General features: G+C 74.1%; 13 protein-coding genes. 8 read left to right on the forward strand and 5 right to left on the reverse strand.

Features of this window, described 5'->3' with window-relative positions:
* Window positions 1-163 precede the first annotated feature (163 nt).
* The 5 genes from FJR00_RS05275 to FJR00_RS05295 are packed head-to-tail and all read left to right on the forward strand — an operon-like array spanning window position 164 to window position 5,674.
* Window positions 164-985 carry a thymidylate synthase gene (locus FJR00_RS05275; protein WP_141337780.1) on the forward strand — a complete coding sequence of 274 codons (822 nt, stop codon included), beginning with the start codon at window positions 164-166 and terminating at the stop codon, window positions 983-985.
* On the forward strand, window positions 982-1,917 hold the full coding sequence (locus FJR00_RS05280; RefSeq protein ID WP_075957037.1) for a dihydrofolate reductase: 936 nt from the start codon (window positions 982-984) through the stop codon (window positions 1,915-1,917). The genes FJR00_RS05275 and FJR00_RS05280 overlap by 4 nt, the downstream gene beginning before the upstream one ends.
* Window positions 1,914-2,381, forward strand: coding sequence for a hypothetical protein (locus tag FJR00_RS05285; protein ID WP_141337781.1), 468 nt, complete (start codon window positions 1,914-1,916; stop codon window positions 2,379-2,381). The genes FJR00_RS05280 and FJR00_RS05285 overlap by 4 nt, the downstream gene beginning before the upstream one ends.
* Window positions 2,378-3,724, forward strand: coding sequence for a threonine/serine exporter family protein (locus FJR00_RS05290; RefSeq protein ID WP_141337782.1), 1,347 nt, complete (start codon window positions 2,378-2,380; stop codon window positions 3,722-3,724). Before FJR00_RS05285 ends, FJR00_RS05290 begins: the two co-directional genes overlap by 4 nt.
* A gap of 9 nt (window positions 3,725-3,733) precedes the next feature.
* Window positions 3,734-5,674, forward strand: coding sequence for a S9 family peptidase (locus FJR00_RS05295; protein WP_202876596.1), 1,941 nt, complete (start codon window positions 3,734-3,736; stop codon window positions 5,672-5,674).
* 54 nt (window positions 5,675-5,728) lie between these two features.
* Here FJR00_RS05295 and FJR00_RS05300 read toward each other — a convergent pair whose 3' ends face one another.
* The 4 genes from FJR00_RS05300 to FJR00_RS05315 all read right to left on the reverse strand — a co-directional run bounded on the left by FJR00_RS05300 (window position 5,729) and on the right by FJR00_RS05315 (window position 10,767).
* On the reverse strand, window positions 5,729-6,427 hold the full coding sequence (locus FJR00_RS05300; protein ID WP_141337783.1) for an AMIN-like domain-containing (lipo)protein: 699 nt from the start codon (window positions 6,425-6,427) through the stop codon (window positions 5,729-5,731).
* Window positions 6,428-6,493: 66 nt separating this feature from the next.
* Complete coding sequence (locus tag FJR00_RS05305; protein WP_181409505.1) at window positions 6,494-7,915, reverse strand: VWA domain-containing protein; 1,422 nt, start codon at window positions 7,913-7,915, stop codon at window positions 6,494-6,496.
* Between the two features lie 78 nt (window positions 7,916-7,993).
* A complete protein-coding gene (locus tag FJR00_RS05310; protein ID WP_238330323.1) occupies window positions 7,994-9,562 on the reverse strand; it encodes an acyl-CoA carboxylase subunit beta in 1,569 nt (522 codons plus the stop codon).
* A 23-nt stretch (window positions 9,563-9,585) separates the two neighbouring features.
* Window positions 9,586-10,767, reverse strand: coding sequence for an acyl-CoA dehydrogenase family protein (locus tag FJR00_RS05315; protein ID WP_075957035.1), 1,182 nt, complete (start codon window positions 10,765-10,767; stop codon window positions 9,586-9,588).
* Window positions 10,768-10,916: 149 nt separating this feature from the next.
* On the opposite strand from FJR00_RS05315, the gene FJR00_RS05320 reads away from it, so the two are divergent.
* Together FJR00_RS05320 and FJR00_RS05325 are read left to right on the forward strand one after the other, a co-directional pair.
* Window positions 10,917-11,321, forward strand: a complete 405-nt coding sequence (locus FJR00_RS05320) for a MerR family DNA-binding protein (RefSeq protein WP_083663936.1) — start codon at window positions 10,917-10,919, stop codon at window positions 11,319-11,321.
* A gap of 87 nt (window positions 11,322-11,408) precedes the next feature.
* The gene (locus tag FJR00_RS05325; protein ID WP_141337786.1) at window positions 11,409-13,181 is read left to right on the forward strand and encodes an acetyl/propionyl/methylcrotonyl-CoA carboxylase subunit alpha; all 1,773 of its coding nucleotides are present in this window, start codon (window positions 11,409-11,411) and stop codon (window positions 13,179-13,181) included.
* A 74-nt stretch (window positions 13,182-13,255) separates the two neighbouring features.
* Here FJR00_RS05325 and FJR00_RS05330 read toward each other — a convergent pair whose 3' ends face one another.
* Window positions 13,256-14,731 (reverse strand): NAD(P)H-quinone dehydrogenase, encoded by a 1,476-nt coding sequence (locus FJR00_RS05330; protein WP_141337787.1) that lies wholly within the window; start codon window positions 14,729-14,731, stop codon window positions 13,256-13,258.
* 23 nt (window positions 14,732-14,754) lie between these two features.
* Between FJR00_RS05330 and FJR00_RS05335 the strand changes: the two genes are divergently transcribed.
* Entirely contained in the window at window positions 14,755-15,591 is an 837-nt protein-coding gene (locus FJR00_RS05335; protein WP_141337788.1) for a purine-nucleoside phosphorylase, read from the forward strand.
* The last annotated feature ends 22 nt before the right edge of the window (window positions 15,592-15,613 follow it).

Raw genomic sequence — 15,613 nt, forward strand, 5'->3', positions numbered from 1 at the left:
TCCGAGCAGCAGGGCGGTCACGGGTCATATCGCTGCAGGGGCCCCGGATGTTACGCACCGGTCACGTGATCTGCGTCACACCCCAGGGGTAGGGAGGGCACGGCGGCCCGCCCCACCCCCGTGGCCGGGGCCGGGGCGGGTGCCCACCGCCTACTCTTGCGGTATGCAGCAGTACCTGGACCTCCTGCGCCGGATCCTCGACGAGGGCGTGGAGAAGAGCGACCGCACCGGCACCGGGACCCTGTCGGTCTTCGGCCACCAGATGCGGTTCGACCTCACCGAGGGCTTCCCCGCGCTGACGACCAAGAAGCTGCACCTGCGGTCGGTCGTCGGTGAGCTGCTGTGGTTCCTGCGCGGGGACACCAACGTGCGCTGGCTGCAGGAACGCAGGATCACGATCTGGGACGAGTGGGCCGACGAGGACGGCGAGCTGGGCCCGGTCTACGGCCACCAGTGGCGCTCCTGGCCGGCTCCGGACGGGCGCACCATCGACCAGATCGACCGTCTGGTCACCGGGCTGCGCACGGCACCCGACTCCCGGCGCCACATCGTGTCCGCCTGGAACGTCGCCGAGGTGGACGACATGGCCCTGCCGCCCTGCCACACCCTCTTCCAGTTCTACGTCGCCCCCGCAGCCCCCGACGACGAGGACCGGCGCGGGTGGCTCTCCTGCCAGCTCTACCAGCGCAGCGCCGACACCTTCCTGGGCGTGCCGTTCAACATCGCCAGCTACGCCCTCCTGACGCACATGGTCGCCCAGGTCGTCGACCTGCGACCCAAGGACTTCGTGCACACCCTCGGGGACGCGCACCTCTACCTCAACCACCTCGAGCAGGCCCGCGAGCAGCTCGCCCGCACCCCGGGGCCGCTGCCCACCCTCCGGCTGAACCCCTCGGTGCGGGACCTGGACGCCTTCGAGCTCGAGGACGTGGAGGTGCGCGACTACGTGGCCGCCCCCACGATCAAGGCGCCGATCGCGGTATGACGTCGACCGACCGCTTCCAGGTCGTCCCCGCCGCGTACCTGGCGCTGCTCCGCGGCCCGGAGGAGGCCCCGGAGGTCCTCCTCCAGCTGCGCTCCGGGACCGGTTTCATGGACGGCTGGTGGGCCTGCGCGGCCGCGGGGCACGTGGAGGCGGGCGAGACCGCATACCGGGCCGCCGCCCGGGAGGCGGACGAGGAGCTGGGCGTCCAGGTGGACCCCGACGACCTGGACCCGGTGGTCGTGGTGCAACGCACCTGCGCCCTGCCGGACCCCCTGGAGCAACGGGTCGACCTGTTCTTCGGCACCCGCACCTGGACCGGCGAGCCCTCCGTGCAGGAGCCGGAGAAGACCGCCGAGCTGCGGTGGTGGCCGCTGTCCCGGCTCCCCGACCGGACCGTCCCGCACGAGCGTCGGGCCCTGGAGCACCTGGCGACGGGCGCCCCTCCGACGTTGCTGACCCACGGGTTCGCCCAGACGGTCACGCTCGTGGCGGCCGTGGGACGCAACGGCGTCATCGGGGACGGGACCGCGATGCCGTGGCACCTGCCCGAGGACCTGCGGCACTTCAAGGAGACCACCGCCGGCGGGGTGCTCGTCATGGGACGGGCGACCTGGGAGTCCATCGGCCGTCCGTTGCCCGGGCGGCGGACGGTCGTGCTCACCCGGGACCGCGGCTGGTCCGCGCCCGGGGCAGAGGTCGCGCACAGCTGGCCCGAGGCGCTGCTGACGGCCGGCGACCAGGAGGTCTTCGTCGTGGGTGGCGGGCAGGTCTACGCCGACGCCATCGCCTGGGCCGACCGCCTGGTGGTCAGCGAGGTCGACCAGGCGCCGCCCGGGGGCACCGTCTTCCCGCCGGTCGACCCGGCCCGTTGGCGGGAGGTCTCCCGGGACCCGCGCGAGGGCTTCACGATCGTCGTCCGGGAGCGCCGATGAGGTGGCGCTACCTCATCGCCTGCGTGCTCGTGGGCGTCGCCGTGAGTGCCACCGTGGGAGCCGTCACCGGGGTAGTCGCCGCCCTGGCCGGCGGAGCTCCGACGGGGGCCGACGGCGGCGCGGGGGCGGCCGTGGGGGCCGGGCTGGCCGGGCTGATCGTGGGGGCGGCGCTGGGCGCGGTGCTGGGCGCCCTGTCCGGGGTGGTCACCACCCTGGTCGTCCGTGGCCGGCAGGGACGGGGCGAGGTGGCCGTGCGCGCCGGCCTGTCCGCCGGGGCGGTGCACGCCACCGTGCTCGCCGGGCTCGCGGCCCTGTCCTGGGGCCGGCCCGACGGGTCGGCCGCCCTCGAGGTGGCCGGGGTGCTCGTGCCCACCCTGCTGGCCGCCGTCCTGTCCGGCTGGGCGTGCGGGGAGGTCGCCGGGATGTCGCCGGAGGAGCACGACGGCCGGGGGCGGCCGGCGTGACGGCCGCGGAGGGCGCGGTGGACGGAGGCCAGCAGGTCGAGGGACGCGACGCCCGCGACCGCCGCCTGCTGGCCTGGCTCGGGGCGGGGCTGCTGGCCGGGGGCATGCCCGTGCACGAGGTGCAGGAGGACATCCACGAGGCGGCCCGCGGCCTGGGCCACCCGGCCCCACAGGTCGGCTGCCTGCCGACCGCGATCACGGTCACCCTGGCCGCCGGCCGGCCGGCCACCTTCGAGCAGGTGGAGGGCGGCCTGCGGCTGGACCAGCTGGCCGACGTGTGCGCGGTCCGCGCCAGCCTGCGCACGGGGGCCCTGACCCCCGACGAGGCGCTGGCCCGGCTCACCCGTCTGCGGGCGCAGCCCCACCGCTACCGCCGTCTCGGGCTGTTCGCCGGGGCCGTGCTCTCGGGCGTCGGCATCGCCCTGATCCTCGCCCCCACCTGGGGGGCGGTGGTCTTCGGCGGGCTGCTGGCCCCGGTGACCGGCGCCCTCATGCTGCTCACGTCCGCCGGTGGACGCTCCCTGCGCACCATCAGCCCGCTGCTCGCGGCGTTCGTCGTCGCGACCGCGGCCTTCGTGGCCTCCGCCCAGGGCTGGACCCCGGCCCCGTTGTGGACCCTGGTCGGCCCGATCGCGGTCCTGCTGCCCGGGGCGGCGATCGTCACGGGTCTGACCGAGCTGTCCGCCGGGTCGATGGTCGCCGGCACCGCGCGGCTGGCGCACGGGACCATCCAGATGCTGCTGTTCACCCTGGGGGTCGGGGCCGCGGCGGCCCTGCTGCGGGTGCCCCTGGAGGAGGTGGACACGACCCGGCCGGTCGAGCTGGGCTGGTGGGCCTCCCTGGTGGGGGTGGCCCTGGTGACGGTCGCCATCTCCCTCATGGAGTCCATGCCCGGCCGGCTCGTCCCGTGGCTGCTCCTGCTCGTCCTCGCGACCTATCTCGCCCAGCTCACCGGGCACACCCTGCTGGGCAGCCGGTGGGCCGGGGCCTTCCTCGGCGCAGTCGTGGCCAGCCTGGGAGCCACCCTGGTGGAGTTCCTCCGGCCGCAGCTGCCGCGGGTGGTGGCCTTCCTGCCCAGCTTCTGGCTGCTCGTCCCGGGCTCCCTCGGGCTCATCTCGGTCTCCCGCCTCGAGGCCGCACCCGAGGTGGCGGTCGCCGCGTTCCTCGGGGTCACCCTCGTCGTGGTGGCGATCTCCCTGGGCGTGGTCGTCGGGGCGAGCCTGGCCCGGCCGCTCCGCGACGTCGCCCGCCGCGTCGGGCTGCCCTACCTGCTGCGGCGGCTGCCCCGCCGACGCCGCCCGGCGGTGGACCCGACGGGTGGGGCGTTCCCGACGGGCACGTAGTCTGCAGCGGTGCTGCCCAGCGACCTCACCTCCGTCCGCACCCTGTCCGCCCCGTCCGTCCACCCGGACGGCACCCACGTCCTGGTGACGATGAGCCGGCCGGACGTGGCAGGGAACCGTTACCGCACCAGCCTGTGGCGGCTCACCCTCGGGCCCGACGGGACCGCGGCCGGCCCGCTCGAGCGGTTCACGCACGGCACCCGCGACAGCGGCGCGGCATACTCCCCCGACGGCACCCGGGTCGCCTTCCTGCGCGCCGAGGAGGACGGTCCGGCCCAGCTGCACGTGCTCCCCGCCGACGGGGGCGACGCCCGCCGCCTCACCGACCAGAAGCTGGGCGTGGGCTCGTTCGCCTGGTCCCCCGACGGGCGCCGGCTCGGGTATGCCGCGCGCGTCCCCGAGGAGGGGCGCTATGGCACCGACGAGGACGTCAAGCCCGACCAGGAGGCCCCGCGGCTCATCGAGCACTCGCGCTACCAGGCCGACGGGCTGGGCTACCTCCTCGACCGGCCGAGCAAGATCTTCCTGCTCGACCTGGACGACCTCCCGCCGGCCGACGGCGACGACGCCGACGAGCTGCCGCCGGCGCGCCCGCTCACCGACGGGGACGGGGACGACGACTCCCCCGTCTGGCTGGACGACGACCGGGTCGCCTTCGTCGCCTCGCGCGACGAGGACGGAGCGTGGACGCCGGACACCCTGGTCTCGGACGTGTGGTCGGTGGACCTGGAGGGGGCGGGGCTGCGCCGGCACACCGACGGTCGGGGTTCCGTGGGAGGTCTGCACCGGGGCGCCGGCGGCACGGTCGTCGTCGGAACCGGCGACCTGGGGCCCTCGCGGCAGGACTTCGTGGCCCGCAACGCGGTGCTGCGCCGGCTCGGGGAGGACGAGCCCCTCACCGACGCCGAGGCCGACCACCTGGCGTGCGCACCGGCGGTCGCGGGGGACGGCACGGTCGTCGCCGCCCTGGAGCAGCGCGGCGACACCGTCGTGCGCCACCTGCCCTCGGGCCGCGTGCTGCTCGACGGGCACGTCAGCGTCTCCGGGCTCGCCGTCGGCGGCGGGGTCGTCGCCGCCGTGGCGGGCACCCGGGGCTCCTTCTCCGAGCTGTTCGTGGGACGGCTGGGCGACCGGCTCGCCCCGGCCACGGACCTGGCGGGCACCCACCTCACCGGGTCGGCGTCACCGATCCTGCCCGAGGAGCTGACCACGCGGGCCGACGACGGATACCCGGTGCACGGCTGGCTCGTCCGGCCGACGGACGATCCCGGCCCCGACGGTCGTCCCGTGGTGCTGATGATCCACGGCGGGCCCTACACGCAGTACTCGGGGAACCTCTTCGACGAGGCCCAGGTGCTGGCCGGCGCCGGCTACGCCGTCGTCATGGGCAACCCGCGCGGGGGCTCCGGCTACGGCGCGACCCACGGGCGGGCGGTCAAGGAGGCCATCGGCACCGTCGACGTGGCCGACCTGACGGCCCTGCTCGACCACGCGCTGACCCTCCCCGGTCTGGACCCCTCCCGGGTGGGTGTGCAGGGCGGTTCCTACGGCGGGCTGATGACGACCTGGCTGGTGGCCCATTCCGACCGGTTCACCGCGGCGATCAGCGAGCGGGCGGTCAACGCCTGGGACTCGTTCGCGGGCACGAGCGACATCGGGTGGTTCTTCGCCGACGAGTACGCCGGGGACCACCAGCACGAGCAGTCGCCGCTGACGTGGGCGGACCAGATCCGCACCCCCACGCTGGTCATCCACTCCGAGCGCGACCTGCGCTGCCCCCTGGAGCAGGGGCAGCGGCTCTTCGCCCGGCTGCGTCGCAACGGGGTGCCGACGAAGCTGCTCGTGTTCCCCGGGGAGGGCCACGAGCTCTCCCGGGCCGGTCAGCCGCGGCACCGGGTGCAGCGCTTCGAGCACATCCTCGCGTGGTGGGCCGAGCACCTGCGCCGCTGACCGGCGGGCCTGACCTCCTCGGGCCGGCCACCGGCCCCCCAGGTGTCCGTCCGCTCAGGGGTGCCGCACGTCGACGACGATGCGGGCGGGGTCCGACAGGGAGAAGATCCGGTAGTCGGCCTCCTCCCGCAGCCCCAGGACGACCTGCTGCTGGCCCTCGAAGAGGCCGCCGAAGACCACCTCGGTGAGGACCTCGGTGCCGGCTCCGGCGACCGGGTCGCCGTCGTAGCGCTGCGGCGACTCGGTCGTCCAGTCGATCCCCCGGACGCCCAGCTGCAGGAAGGTCTCGCCCTCGACGTCGAGCACGAACCCGGTGGGGTCCTCCACCCCCTCGTCGACGGGCCCGACGAACCATCCCAGGACCGGCTCGTCGCCGGTGAGGTCGAGCACCACGCGGTCGAAGTCCGCGTGCAGGCCGGTCCGGACGTCGGTGATCTCCTGCGGCTCGTCCGAGGCGACCGGCGCCTGCTCCTGCGGGTCGTCGGTCCACGGCGGCAGCGCCTCGTCCGAGGTCTGCGTCGGGTCCGGGTCGTCGTCCGTCGTCCCGTCCGTGCCGGTCCCGGTGGCGTCGTCGCCGGTGCCGGTGGCCTCCGTCGTGCCGGGAGCCTCGGTCCCGTCGTCGTCGGTCGGTCCGGTGCTGGTCGGCGTGGGCGTGGAGGTGCCCGTGGGCGTCGCGGACGGCTCGTCCCCGTCGTCCTGGCACCCGGCCAGGAGGAGGACGGCCACCGCCGTTACCGCCGCAGCGCGTCGCATGCCTGTCACGCTACGCCCCTGGGGACGCCGCACCAGGGGACCGGCGCTCGACCGTCGAGGGGCCTGTCAGCCGTCCCGACGGTAGTAGTCGCTCCAGCTGCGGTCGGCCTGCTCGTAGACCTCTGCCCGGTCGGCGTCCGCCCGCTCGTCGGAGGCGACCCAGTTCGCCGAGCCGGTGTCGTTGCCGTAGTCCCAGATCGCCGAGCTGCGGTCGGCGAACCACTGCCAGATCGCCGACGCGGTGTCGCTGTCGACGAGTCCCTGGCGCTCCAGCTCGCGGGCCACGTCCTTGCCCGCCTGGGACTCCACGTTGCTGGTCGTCTTGATGCGCTCACCGACGTCGGTGGCCCTGACCTTGTTGGACTCGCCGGCCGTCGTGATGCGGCTGGCCTCCTCCTGGCGCCAGCGCGCCCATGCCTGGTCCATCCGGCGACGCTCCTCCTCCCAGTAGGCGTCGAGCTCGGCGCCGGACCCCGCGGCGGTGAACTCGCCGCCCCCGGCGTCGGCGATCGCCGCAAGGGCGGCCTGGTCGGCGTCCCCGGTCTGGAAGCCGACGACGTTGACGACCGGGCGCACGTCGGCACCCGCCAACGACTGCGCCGCCGCGACGGGATCACCGCCGCAGGTCTCCAGCCCGTCGGTGACGACGTAGACGATGCTGTCGGTAGCACCGGCGGGAATGTCCCCCTGCGCGTCCTCGATCGCCGTCGCCAGCGGGGTCCAGCCGACGGGGGCGACCTCTTCCATGGCGTCGGACAACCCGTCGTGGTCCGAGCTGGCCCCCTCGAAGACGACCTCGCTCGCGGCGCACGACTCCGCCTTGCCGGAGTCGTCGTTGCTGCCCTCGTGGCCGTAGACGCGCAGCGAGACCGTGCTGCCCCCCGGAAGCTGCCCGGCGAAGTCCTTGACGGCGGCCTTCGCCTCGTCCATCCGCGTACCGGTGGACGCCGCCGCCGCCATCGAGCCGCTCGCGTCCAGCAGCAGCGCGTAGTGGTTGGTGCCGACGTCCTGGGTCTGCGACGTGCCAGCGGTCGGGGCCGCCGACCTGTCCCCGGTTGCGGTGTCGAAGTAGACGGTGTCGCGCACGTCCTGCACGTAGTCGCCGTGGACCTGGGCCAGGACCGCACCGATCCATTCCTCCTCGGTCCGCGGCCCGAGGGCGGCCGCGGCCGCGGCGGCCTGCTCCCGCTCGGTGTCGCTCAGGAGCGCATCGGCCGGGGTGTCGGCCTGCGTGGCGAACGGGCCCGGCTCATGCAGCAACGTGCGCTCGAGCCCGGTCAGCGTACGGGGCGGGTCCCCGAGCTCCACAGCGGTCAGCCAGCGGGTGAGCGGGTCACCGGCGGCCTCAACCGTCCGGGGCTCCTCGGTCGTCCTGACCGCGGCGTCGGCGGCCGGCGCAGCCGACGACGCGACCGCTCCGTCGGCCGGCTCCTCCCCGCCCCCCGTGCACCCGGTGAGCACCAGCGCGCACGCCACCACGCACGTCATACCTCGAACCATCTGCGGATCCCTCCACGTCGTCGCGACAGCCGCCCACCCTAACCGAGCAGGTGCGGACCCGGGACGTCAGACGGGCGGGATGCTGCGGTGCCTGGTCGAGAAGTGCCGGTCGCGGCGGGCGGCGTAGCGGAACCGCCGCGCGACCTCCTCACGCAGGTCCTCGGGCTCGACGACCGCGTCGATGACGAGGTCGGCGGCCAGGCGTTCGAGGTCGACGTCCTCGAGGTACTCGGCCCGGCGGGCCTCGACGAACGCCGCCTGCTCCTGCGGGTCCTCGATCTGCGCGATCTTGTTGGCGTAGACGGCGTTGACGGCCGCCTCCGGGCCCATGACGGCGATCCGCGCGGTGGGCAGCGCGATCGTGGCCTCCGGGCCGAACCCCGGGCCTCCCATCGCGTAGAGCCCGGCCCCGTAGGCCTTGCGCACGACGACGCACAGCTGCGGAACCGTCGCCTCCGAGACCGCCGAGACCATCTTGGCCCCGTGGCGGATGATGCCGCCCCGCTCGACCTCCGAGCCGATCATGAAGCCCGGCACGTCGGCCAGGTAGAGCAGCGGGATGCCGTAGGCGTCGCACAGCCAGATGAAGCGGGAGGCCTTGTCGGCGGAGTCGGTGAACAGCACCCCGCCCTTGACCGCGCTGTTGTTGGCCACGATGCCGACGGTCCGGCCCTCCATCCGCCCCAGGCCGACCACCAGCTCGGGGGCGAACAGGGGCTTGATCTCGAAGAAGCTGTCGTCGTCGACGAGGCCCTCGATCACCTCGTGCACGTCGAACGGGACCGACTCGGCCTCGGGCACGGCGTCGCGGGTCAGCGGCCGGGCCGGCGGCTCGGTCTCGTAGTGCGGCACCGGGTCGTGCCAGGTGTCGGGCAGGTAGGAGAACAGATGACGGGCCAGCTCGATGGCCTCGGTGTCGTCGGCGGCGAGCAGGTCGCCGACCCCGGAGACGGTGCAGTGCATCCGCGCCCCGCCCATCTCCTCCAGGCTGACCTTCTCCCCCACGACCATCTCGGCCATCCGCGGGCTGCCGAGGTACATCGATGCGTTGCCCTCGACCATGATGATGACGTCGGTGAAGCTGGGGATGTAGGCCCCGCCGGCGGCGCTGGGCCCGAAGAGGCAGCAGATCTGGGGCACCTTGCCCGAGAGGGCCACCTGGTTGTGGAAGATGCGCCCGGCGCCACGCCGGCCGGGGAAGAGGTCGACCTGGTCGGTAATGCGCGCGCCGGCGGAGTCGACGAACCAGAACAGCGGCAGCTCCTCGCGCAGCGCCGCCTCGGTGGCCCGGATGATCTTCTCCACCGTCCGGGCCCCCCACGACCCGGCCTTGACCGTAGGGTCGTTGGCGACGACGATCGCCGGACGCCCGTCGACCTCCCCCCGCCCGGTGACCACGCCGTCGGCGGGCAGGCCCTGCGCGGTGGCGTTGGCGTAGCGCCCGTCCTCGACGAAGGTGCCCTCGTCGAAGAGCAGCGCGATCCGCTCCCGCACGTAGAGCTTGCCCTGGGAGTCGAGCTTGGCGCGGGCCCTCTCCGAGGGCGCCGCCGACTCGGTGTATGCGGTCTCGAGCCGGGTGCGCAGGTCCGCGACCCGGGGGTCCTGGGAGGGGTCGCCCCCGGTGCCGTGCTCCATGCCCGTCATCGTGCCAGCCCCGGTCAGGACGGGAGGCCCAGGCCCCGGGCGATGACCATCCGCTGCACCTCCGAGGTGCCCTCCCCGATCTCCAGGATCTTGGCGTCCCGGAAGAACCGGGCGACGGGGTACTCCTCCATGAAGCCGTTGCCGCCGAAGACCTGGGTGGCGATCCGGGTGGCGGTCACCGCGGCCTCGGTGGAGTAGAGCTTGGCGATCGCCGCGGCCTGCTTGACCTCCGCCAGCGACCGACGGCCCGCCTCCCGCTCGTCGTTGAGCCAGGCGGCCTTGTAGGTGAGCAGCCGGGCGGCCTCGACCATGACGGCCAGGTCGGAGATCTGGAAGGAGACCCCCTGGTTGACCGCGATCGGGCGGCCGAACGCGATCCGCTCCGAGGCGTAGGCGGTGGTCTCCTCCAGCATCCGCTGGGCGCAGCCGACGGCGAGCGCGGAGATCGCGATCCGGCCGTCGTCGAGGGTCTTGAGGAACTGCCGGAAGCCCTCGCCGCGCTCGCCGAGCAGGTGGTCCTCGGGCACGCGGCAGTCCTGGAAGGTCAGGCCGTGCGTGTCGGAGATGTGCCAGCCCAGCTTGCGGTAGGCCGGCTCCACGACGAAGCCCTCGGTGCCCGAGGGCACCATGATCGCGCTGATCTCCGGGCGTCCGTCGACGGTCTCGCCGGTCCGCGCGGTCACGGTGACCACCGAGGTGATGTCGGTGCCCGAGTTCGTGATGAAGGCCTTGGCGCCGTTGATCACCCACGACCCGTCCTCCAGCCGCGCCCGGGTCCTCGTCGCGGCGGCGTCCGAGCCGGCCTCGGGCTCGGTCAGGCCGAACCCGGCCAGCGCGCGACCGGCGAGCAGGTCGGGCAGGAAGCGCTCCTTCTGCTCCTGCGAGCCGAACGACAGGATCGGGTTGATCCCCAGGCCCACGCCGGCGGAGAGGGTGATGCCGACGGACTGGTCGACCCGGCCCAGCTCCTCGATCGCCAGGCACAGGTAGGTGAACCCGCCCTCCTCGAGCCCGGCCCCGCCGAACTCCTCGGGGGCGTTGAGGCCGAACAGCCCGAGCTCGCCCATCTTGGGCACCAGGTCGGTCGGGAAGGAGGCGTCCCGGTCCCACTGCTCGACGTGGGGGGCCACCTCGGCCTCGGCGAACTCGCGGACGAGTCGGCGGAAGTCCTCGTGGTCCTGGGTCAGCTCGAACATCGGTGTCCTCGTCCTTCCGGGCGGCGGCTGCTGGGGTGCGGACCGCCCTCTTCGCAGGTGCGCACGTCGCGGTCGCGAACACATCGTCCTTGACGTTGACGCGAAGGTCAAGCAGGATGCCCGGACCGCCAGTTGACGTAAGGACAACCGTGAACCGAAGCACCGACGACCCCACCTGGACCATCGCGCAGATGGCCGACGACTACGCCGTCACCCACCGCGCCCTGCGCCACTACGAGCACCTGGGTCTGATCGAGCCGGACCGCCAGGGGCAGCGGCGGGTCTACCGGCGACGGGAGCGCACCCGCCTGGCGCTCATCCTCAGGGGCCGCCGGCTGGGCTTCTCCCTCGAGGAGATCGCCACCATCCTGGGGATGTACGACGACCAGCCGGGCGAGGCGGGCCAGCTGCGCTACCTGCTGGACCAGATCGGGGACCGCCGGGCCGACCTGGAGCGTCGCCGACGGGACGTGGAGGAGTCCCTCCGGGAGCTGGACGACCTCGAGCGCCGGTGCTCCGCGGACCTGGCCCGGATGGCCGACGCCACCCCCTGACCGCCGCGGCGGAGGCGCCGTCCGGGACGCCGTGGCACGGCATACCCTGGCGCGTCGGGGCGCCCCCGTGGGTCTAGGGTGATCGCCATGCCGATCAGCAAGGTCCTCATTGCCAACCGCGGCGAGATCGCCGTGCGCATCGCCCGCGCCTGCAAGGACGCGGGCCTGACCTCCGTGGCGGTCTACGCCGACACCGACCGCGACGCCCTCCACGTCAAGGTCGCCGACGAGGCGCACGCCCTGGGCGGGTCGACGCCGGGCGAGTCCTACCTGGTCCAGGAGAAGCTGCTGGAGGTGGCCGCCCGCACCGGCGCCGACGCGGTCCACCCGGGCTACGGCTTCCTCGCCGAGAACGCCTCCTTCGCCCAGGCGGTCATCGACGCCGGCCTCACCTGGATCGGTCCGGGCCCCGAGGCGATCGACGCGCTCGGCGACAAGGCGAAGGCCAAGCACATCGCCGTCAGGGCGGACGCCCCGCTGGCCCCCGGCACCAAGGACCCGGTCGCGGACGCCGACGAGGTGGTCGCGCTCGCCGAGGAGTTCGGCCTCCCCGTGGCCATCAAGGCCGTCTACGGCGGGGGCGGCCGCGGGCTCAAGGTCGCCCGCACCATGGAGGAGATCCCCGAGCTGTTCGACTCCGCGGTCCGCGAAGCCGTCACCGCCTTCGGGCGCGGCGAGTGCCTCGTCGAGAAGTTCCTCGACAGGCCGCGCCACGTCGAGACCCAGTGCCTGGCCGACCAGCACGGCAACGTGGTCGTCGTCTCCACCCGCGACTGCTCCCTGCAGCGCCGCAACCAGAAGCTCGTCGAGGAGGCCCCGGCACCGTTCCTCACCGAGGAGCAGCGCGCCGAGCTCGTCCGGGCCTCCAAGGCCATCCTCAAGGAGGCGGGCTACGTCGGCGCCGGCACCTGCGAGTTCCTCGTGGCGCAGGACGGCACGATCTCCTTCCTCGAGGTCAACACCCGCCTGCAGGTCGAGCACCCCGTGACCGAGGAGGTCACCGGGATCGACCTCGTCCGCGAGCAGTTCCGCATCGCCGACGGCGAGGAGCTGGGGTATGCCGACCCGGCCCCCCACGCGCACTCCTTCGAGTTCCGCATCAACGGCGAGGACGCCGGTCGCGACTTCCTGCCCGCACCCGGCACCGTCTCGCGCATGGTCGTCCCCCACGGCCCGGGGGTCCGCTGGGACGCCGGGATCGTCGAGGGCGACACCGTCGCCGGCGCCTTCGACTCGATGATCGCCAAGCTCGTCGTCACCGGCCGGACCCGCGAGCAGGCCCTCGAGAGGTCGCGCCGCGCGCTGGAGGAGCTCGTGGTCGAGGGCATGCCCACGGTGCTGCCCTTCCACCGGGCCATCGTGTCCGACCCGGCCTTCGCGCCCGAGGGCGAGGAGGCCTTCACGGTGCACACCCGGTGGATCGAGACCGAGTTCGACAACCAGATCGAGCCCTGGTCCGGGCCGGCCGCCGACGCCCCGTCCGAGGACGGCGAGCGCCAGCGGGTCGTCGTCGAGGTCGGCGGCCAGCGGCTCGAGGTCTCCCTGCCCGCCGGGCTCGCGCTGGGGGGCAACGGCGGGGCGGGGGCCGGCCGGCGCAAGGCGCCCAAGCGGTCCCGCGGGGCCGGCGGCGCCGCCGCCGCCTCCGGCGACGCGGTGACGGCACCGATGCAGGGCACGATCGTCAAGATCGCCGTCGAGGAGGGCCAGCAGGTGGCCGAGGGCGACGTGGTCGTCGTCCTGGAGGCGATGAAGATGGAGCAGCCGCTCAAGGCCCACCGGGCGGGCACCGTCACCGGGCTCACCGCCTCCGTCGGCGAGACCGTGTCCAACGGCGCGGTGATCTGCGAGCTGAAGGACTGAACGGCCGGGGCGTCCTGCCGTCGGCGGCCGGTCCGGCAGGTCGACGGCGGCGGGGTCCGCGCGGCCCGGTCGCCTCAGTCGGCGATCTCGTGCAGCTGCCGGGCCGCCTCGGCCAGCGACCCCGACATCGAGGGGTAGACGGTGAACGTCGAGGAGAACTGGTCGACGTTGAGCCGGTTGGCCACGGCCAGCGCGATCGGGAAGATCAGCTCGCTGGCCCGGGGCGCCACCACGACGCCGCCGACGATGGTGTGGCTGCCCTTGCGGGCGAACAGCTTGACGAACCCGTCGGACAGGTTCTGCATCTTGGCCCGCGGGTTCTTGGTCAGCGGCAGCATCACGCCCCGGGCGTCGACCCGGCCCTCGTCGACGTCGGCCTGGCTGGCCCCCACCGTCGCGATCTCCGGGTCGGTGAAGATGTTGGAGCTCACCTTGCCCAGGGACAGCGGCGCCACGGCGTCACCGAGGGCGTGGGCCACGGCGATGCGGCCCTGCATGGCCGCGATGGAGGCCAGGGGGAAGACGCCCGTGCAGTCGCCCGCGGCGTAGACCCCGGGGACGCTGGTGCGGGAGACGCGGTCGACCTCGACGTGCCCCGAGGGGGTGAGCCGGACGCCGGCCTCCTCCAGGCCCAGGTCGGTCGTGTTGGGGATCGACCCGACCGCGAGCAGCGCGTGGGTGCCCTCCACCTCCCGCCCGTCCTCGAGCGTGACCACGACGCCGTCGCCCTCGCGCCGCACGGCCGCGGCCCGGGACCGGTTGAGCACGCTCATCCCGCGGCGGCGAAACACCTCCTCCACGACGTTGGCCGCGTCGGCGTCCTCCCCCGGCAGGACGCGGTCCCGGGAGGAGATGAGCGTGACCTGCGAGCCCAGCCCCTGGTAGGCGTGCGCGAACTCCGCGCCGGTGACGCCGGACCCGATGACGATGAGGTGCTCGGGCAGCTCGGTCAGGTCCCAGATCTGCTGCCAGGTCAGGATGCGCTCGCCGTCGGGGCGGGCGGTGTCCAGCACGCGGGGACGGGCGCCCGTGGCCACGAGGACCAGGTCCGCGGCCATCGTCCGGGTGGCCCGGGCGGGGTCGCGGTCGGCCCCGTGCGGGGCCGGCTCCTCCCCGGAGGGCACGGCGTCCACCCCCTCGACCACATCGACCCGGCCGTCCGGCAGGAGCCGCCCGGCCCCCTGGACGACCTCGACGCCCGCCGACTCCAGCCGCTCGCCGATGTCCCGGCTCTGGGCCGCGGCCAGGCGCATGATGCGGGAGTTGACGTCGGTGATGTGCGCGGTCACCCCCTGGTCGCCGGGCACCTGGGCACCGTCGAAGTGCACCCCGATCCGCTTGGCGGCGGTGAACCGGTCCATGAAGTCGGCCGTGGCGATGAGCGCCTTGCTCGGCACGCAGTCGGTGAGCACGGTCGCGCCGCCCAGGCCGGACCGCTCCACCACGGTCACCTCGGCCCCCAGCTGGGCGGCTCCGAGAGCCGCCTCGTAGCCACCCGGGCCACCACCGATCACCACGACGGACTTGTTGGCTGCACTCACGCCCCCCATCAAACCATCGGTACGCTGCCCCGGTGACCCCTGCCTCATCCTTCCCCGACCTCGACGACCCCGGCACGGACCCCCAGGAGGTCGCCCTCGCGGCCGCCGCCGTGCTGGCCGAGCGCACCGGCGCCGAGCGCCACGACGTGGCCCTCGTGCTCGGCAGCGGCTGGAAGCCGGCGGCCGACCGGCTCGGCACCCCCGACACGGTCGTCGACAACACCGACGTCCCGGGCTTCGGCGCCGCGGCCGTCGAGGGGCACACCGGCACGATCAGCTCGATCCCCCTGCCCGACGGGCGCCGGGTCCTCGTCTACGGCACCCGGACCCACTTCTACGAGGGCCGCGGCGTCCGCGCCGTCGTGCACGCCGTGCGCACCGCGGCCGCCGCCGGCTGCCGCACGGTCGTGCTGACCAACGGCTGCGGCGGGCTGCGGCCGGAGTGGGGGCCGGGCACCGCCGTGCTCATCTCCGACCACATCAACCTCACCGCGGCCTCGCCGCTGGAGGGCGCCACCTTCGTCGACCTCACCGACCTCTACACCCCCCGGCTGCGGGACCTGGCCCGGGAGGTGGACCCGGAGCTGCCCGAGGGTGTCTACGTCCAGTTCCGCGGGCCGCACTACGAGACGCCGGCGGAGGTCCGGATGGCGCGCACGCTGGGCGGCGACCTGGTCGGGATGTCCACCACCCTGGAGGCCATCGCCGCCCGCGAGGCCGGCCTGGAGGTGCTGGGCATCTCCCTGGTCACCAACCCGGCCGCCGGCATCAGCCCGGTCCCGCTGGACCACCAGGACGTCATCGAGGCCGGCCGCGCGGCCGGCGAGCGGTGCGGCGACCTGCTGGCCCGCATCGTCGACCGTCTCTAGCCCGCCGACCCGGCCCACCCGA

The sequence above is a fragment of the Ornithinimicrobium kibberense genome (assembly GCF_006519705.1).
Classification (GTDB): Bacteria; Actinomycetota; Actinomycetes; order Actinomycetales; family Dermatophilaceae; genus Ornithinicoccus; species Ornithinicoccus kibberensis.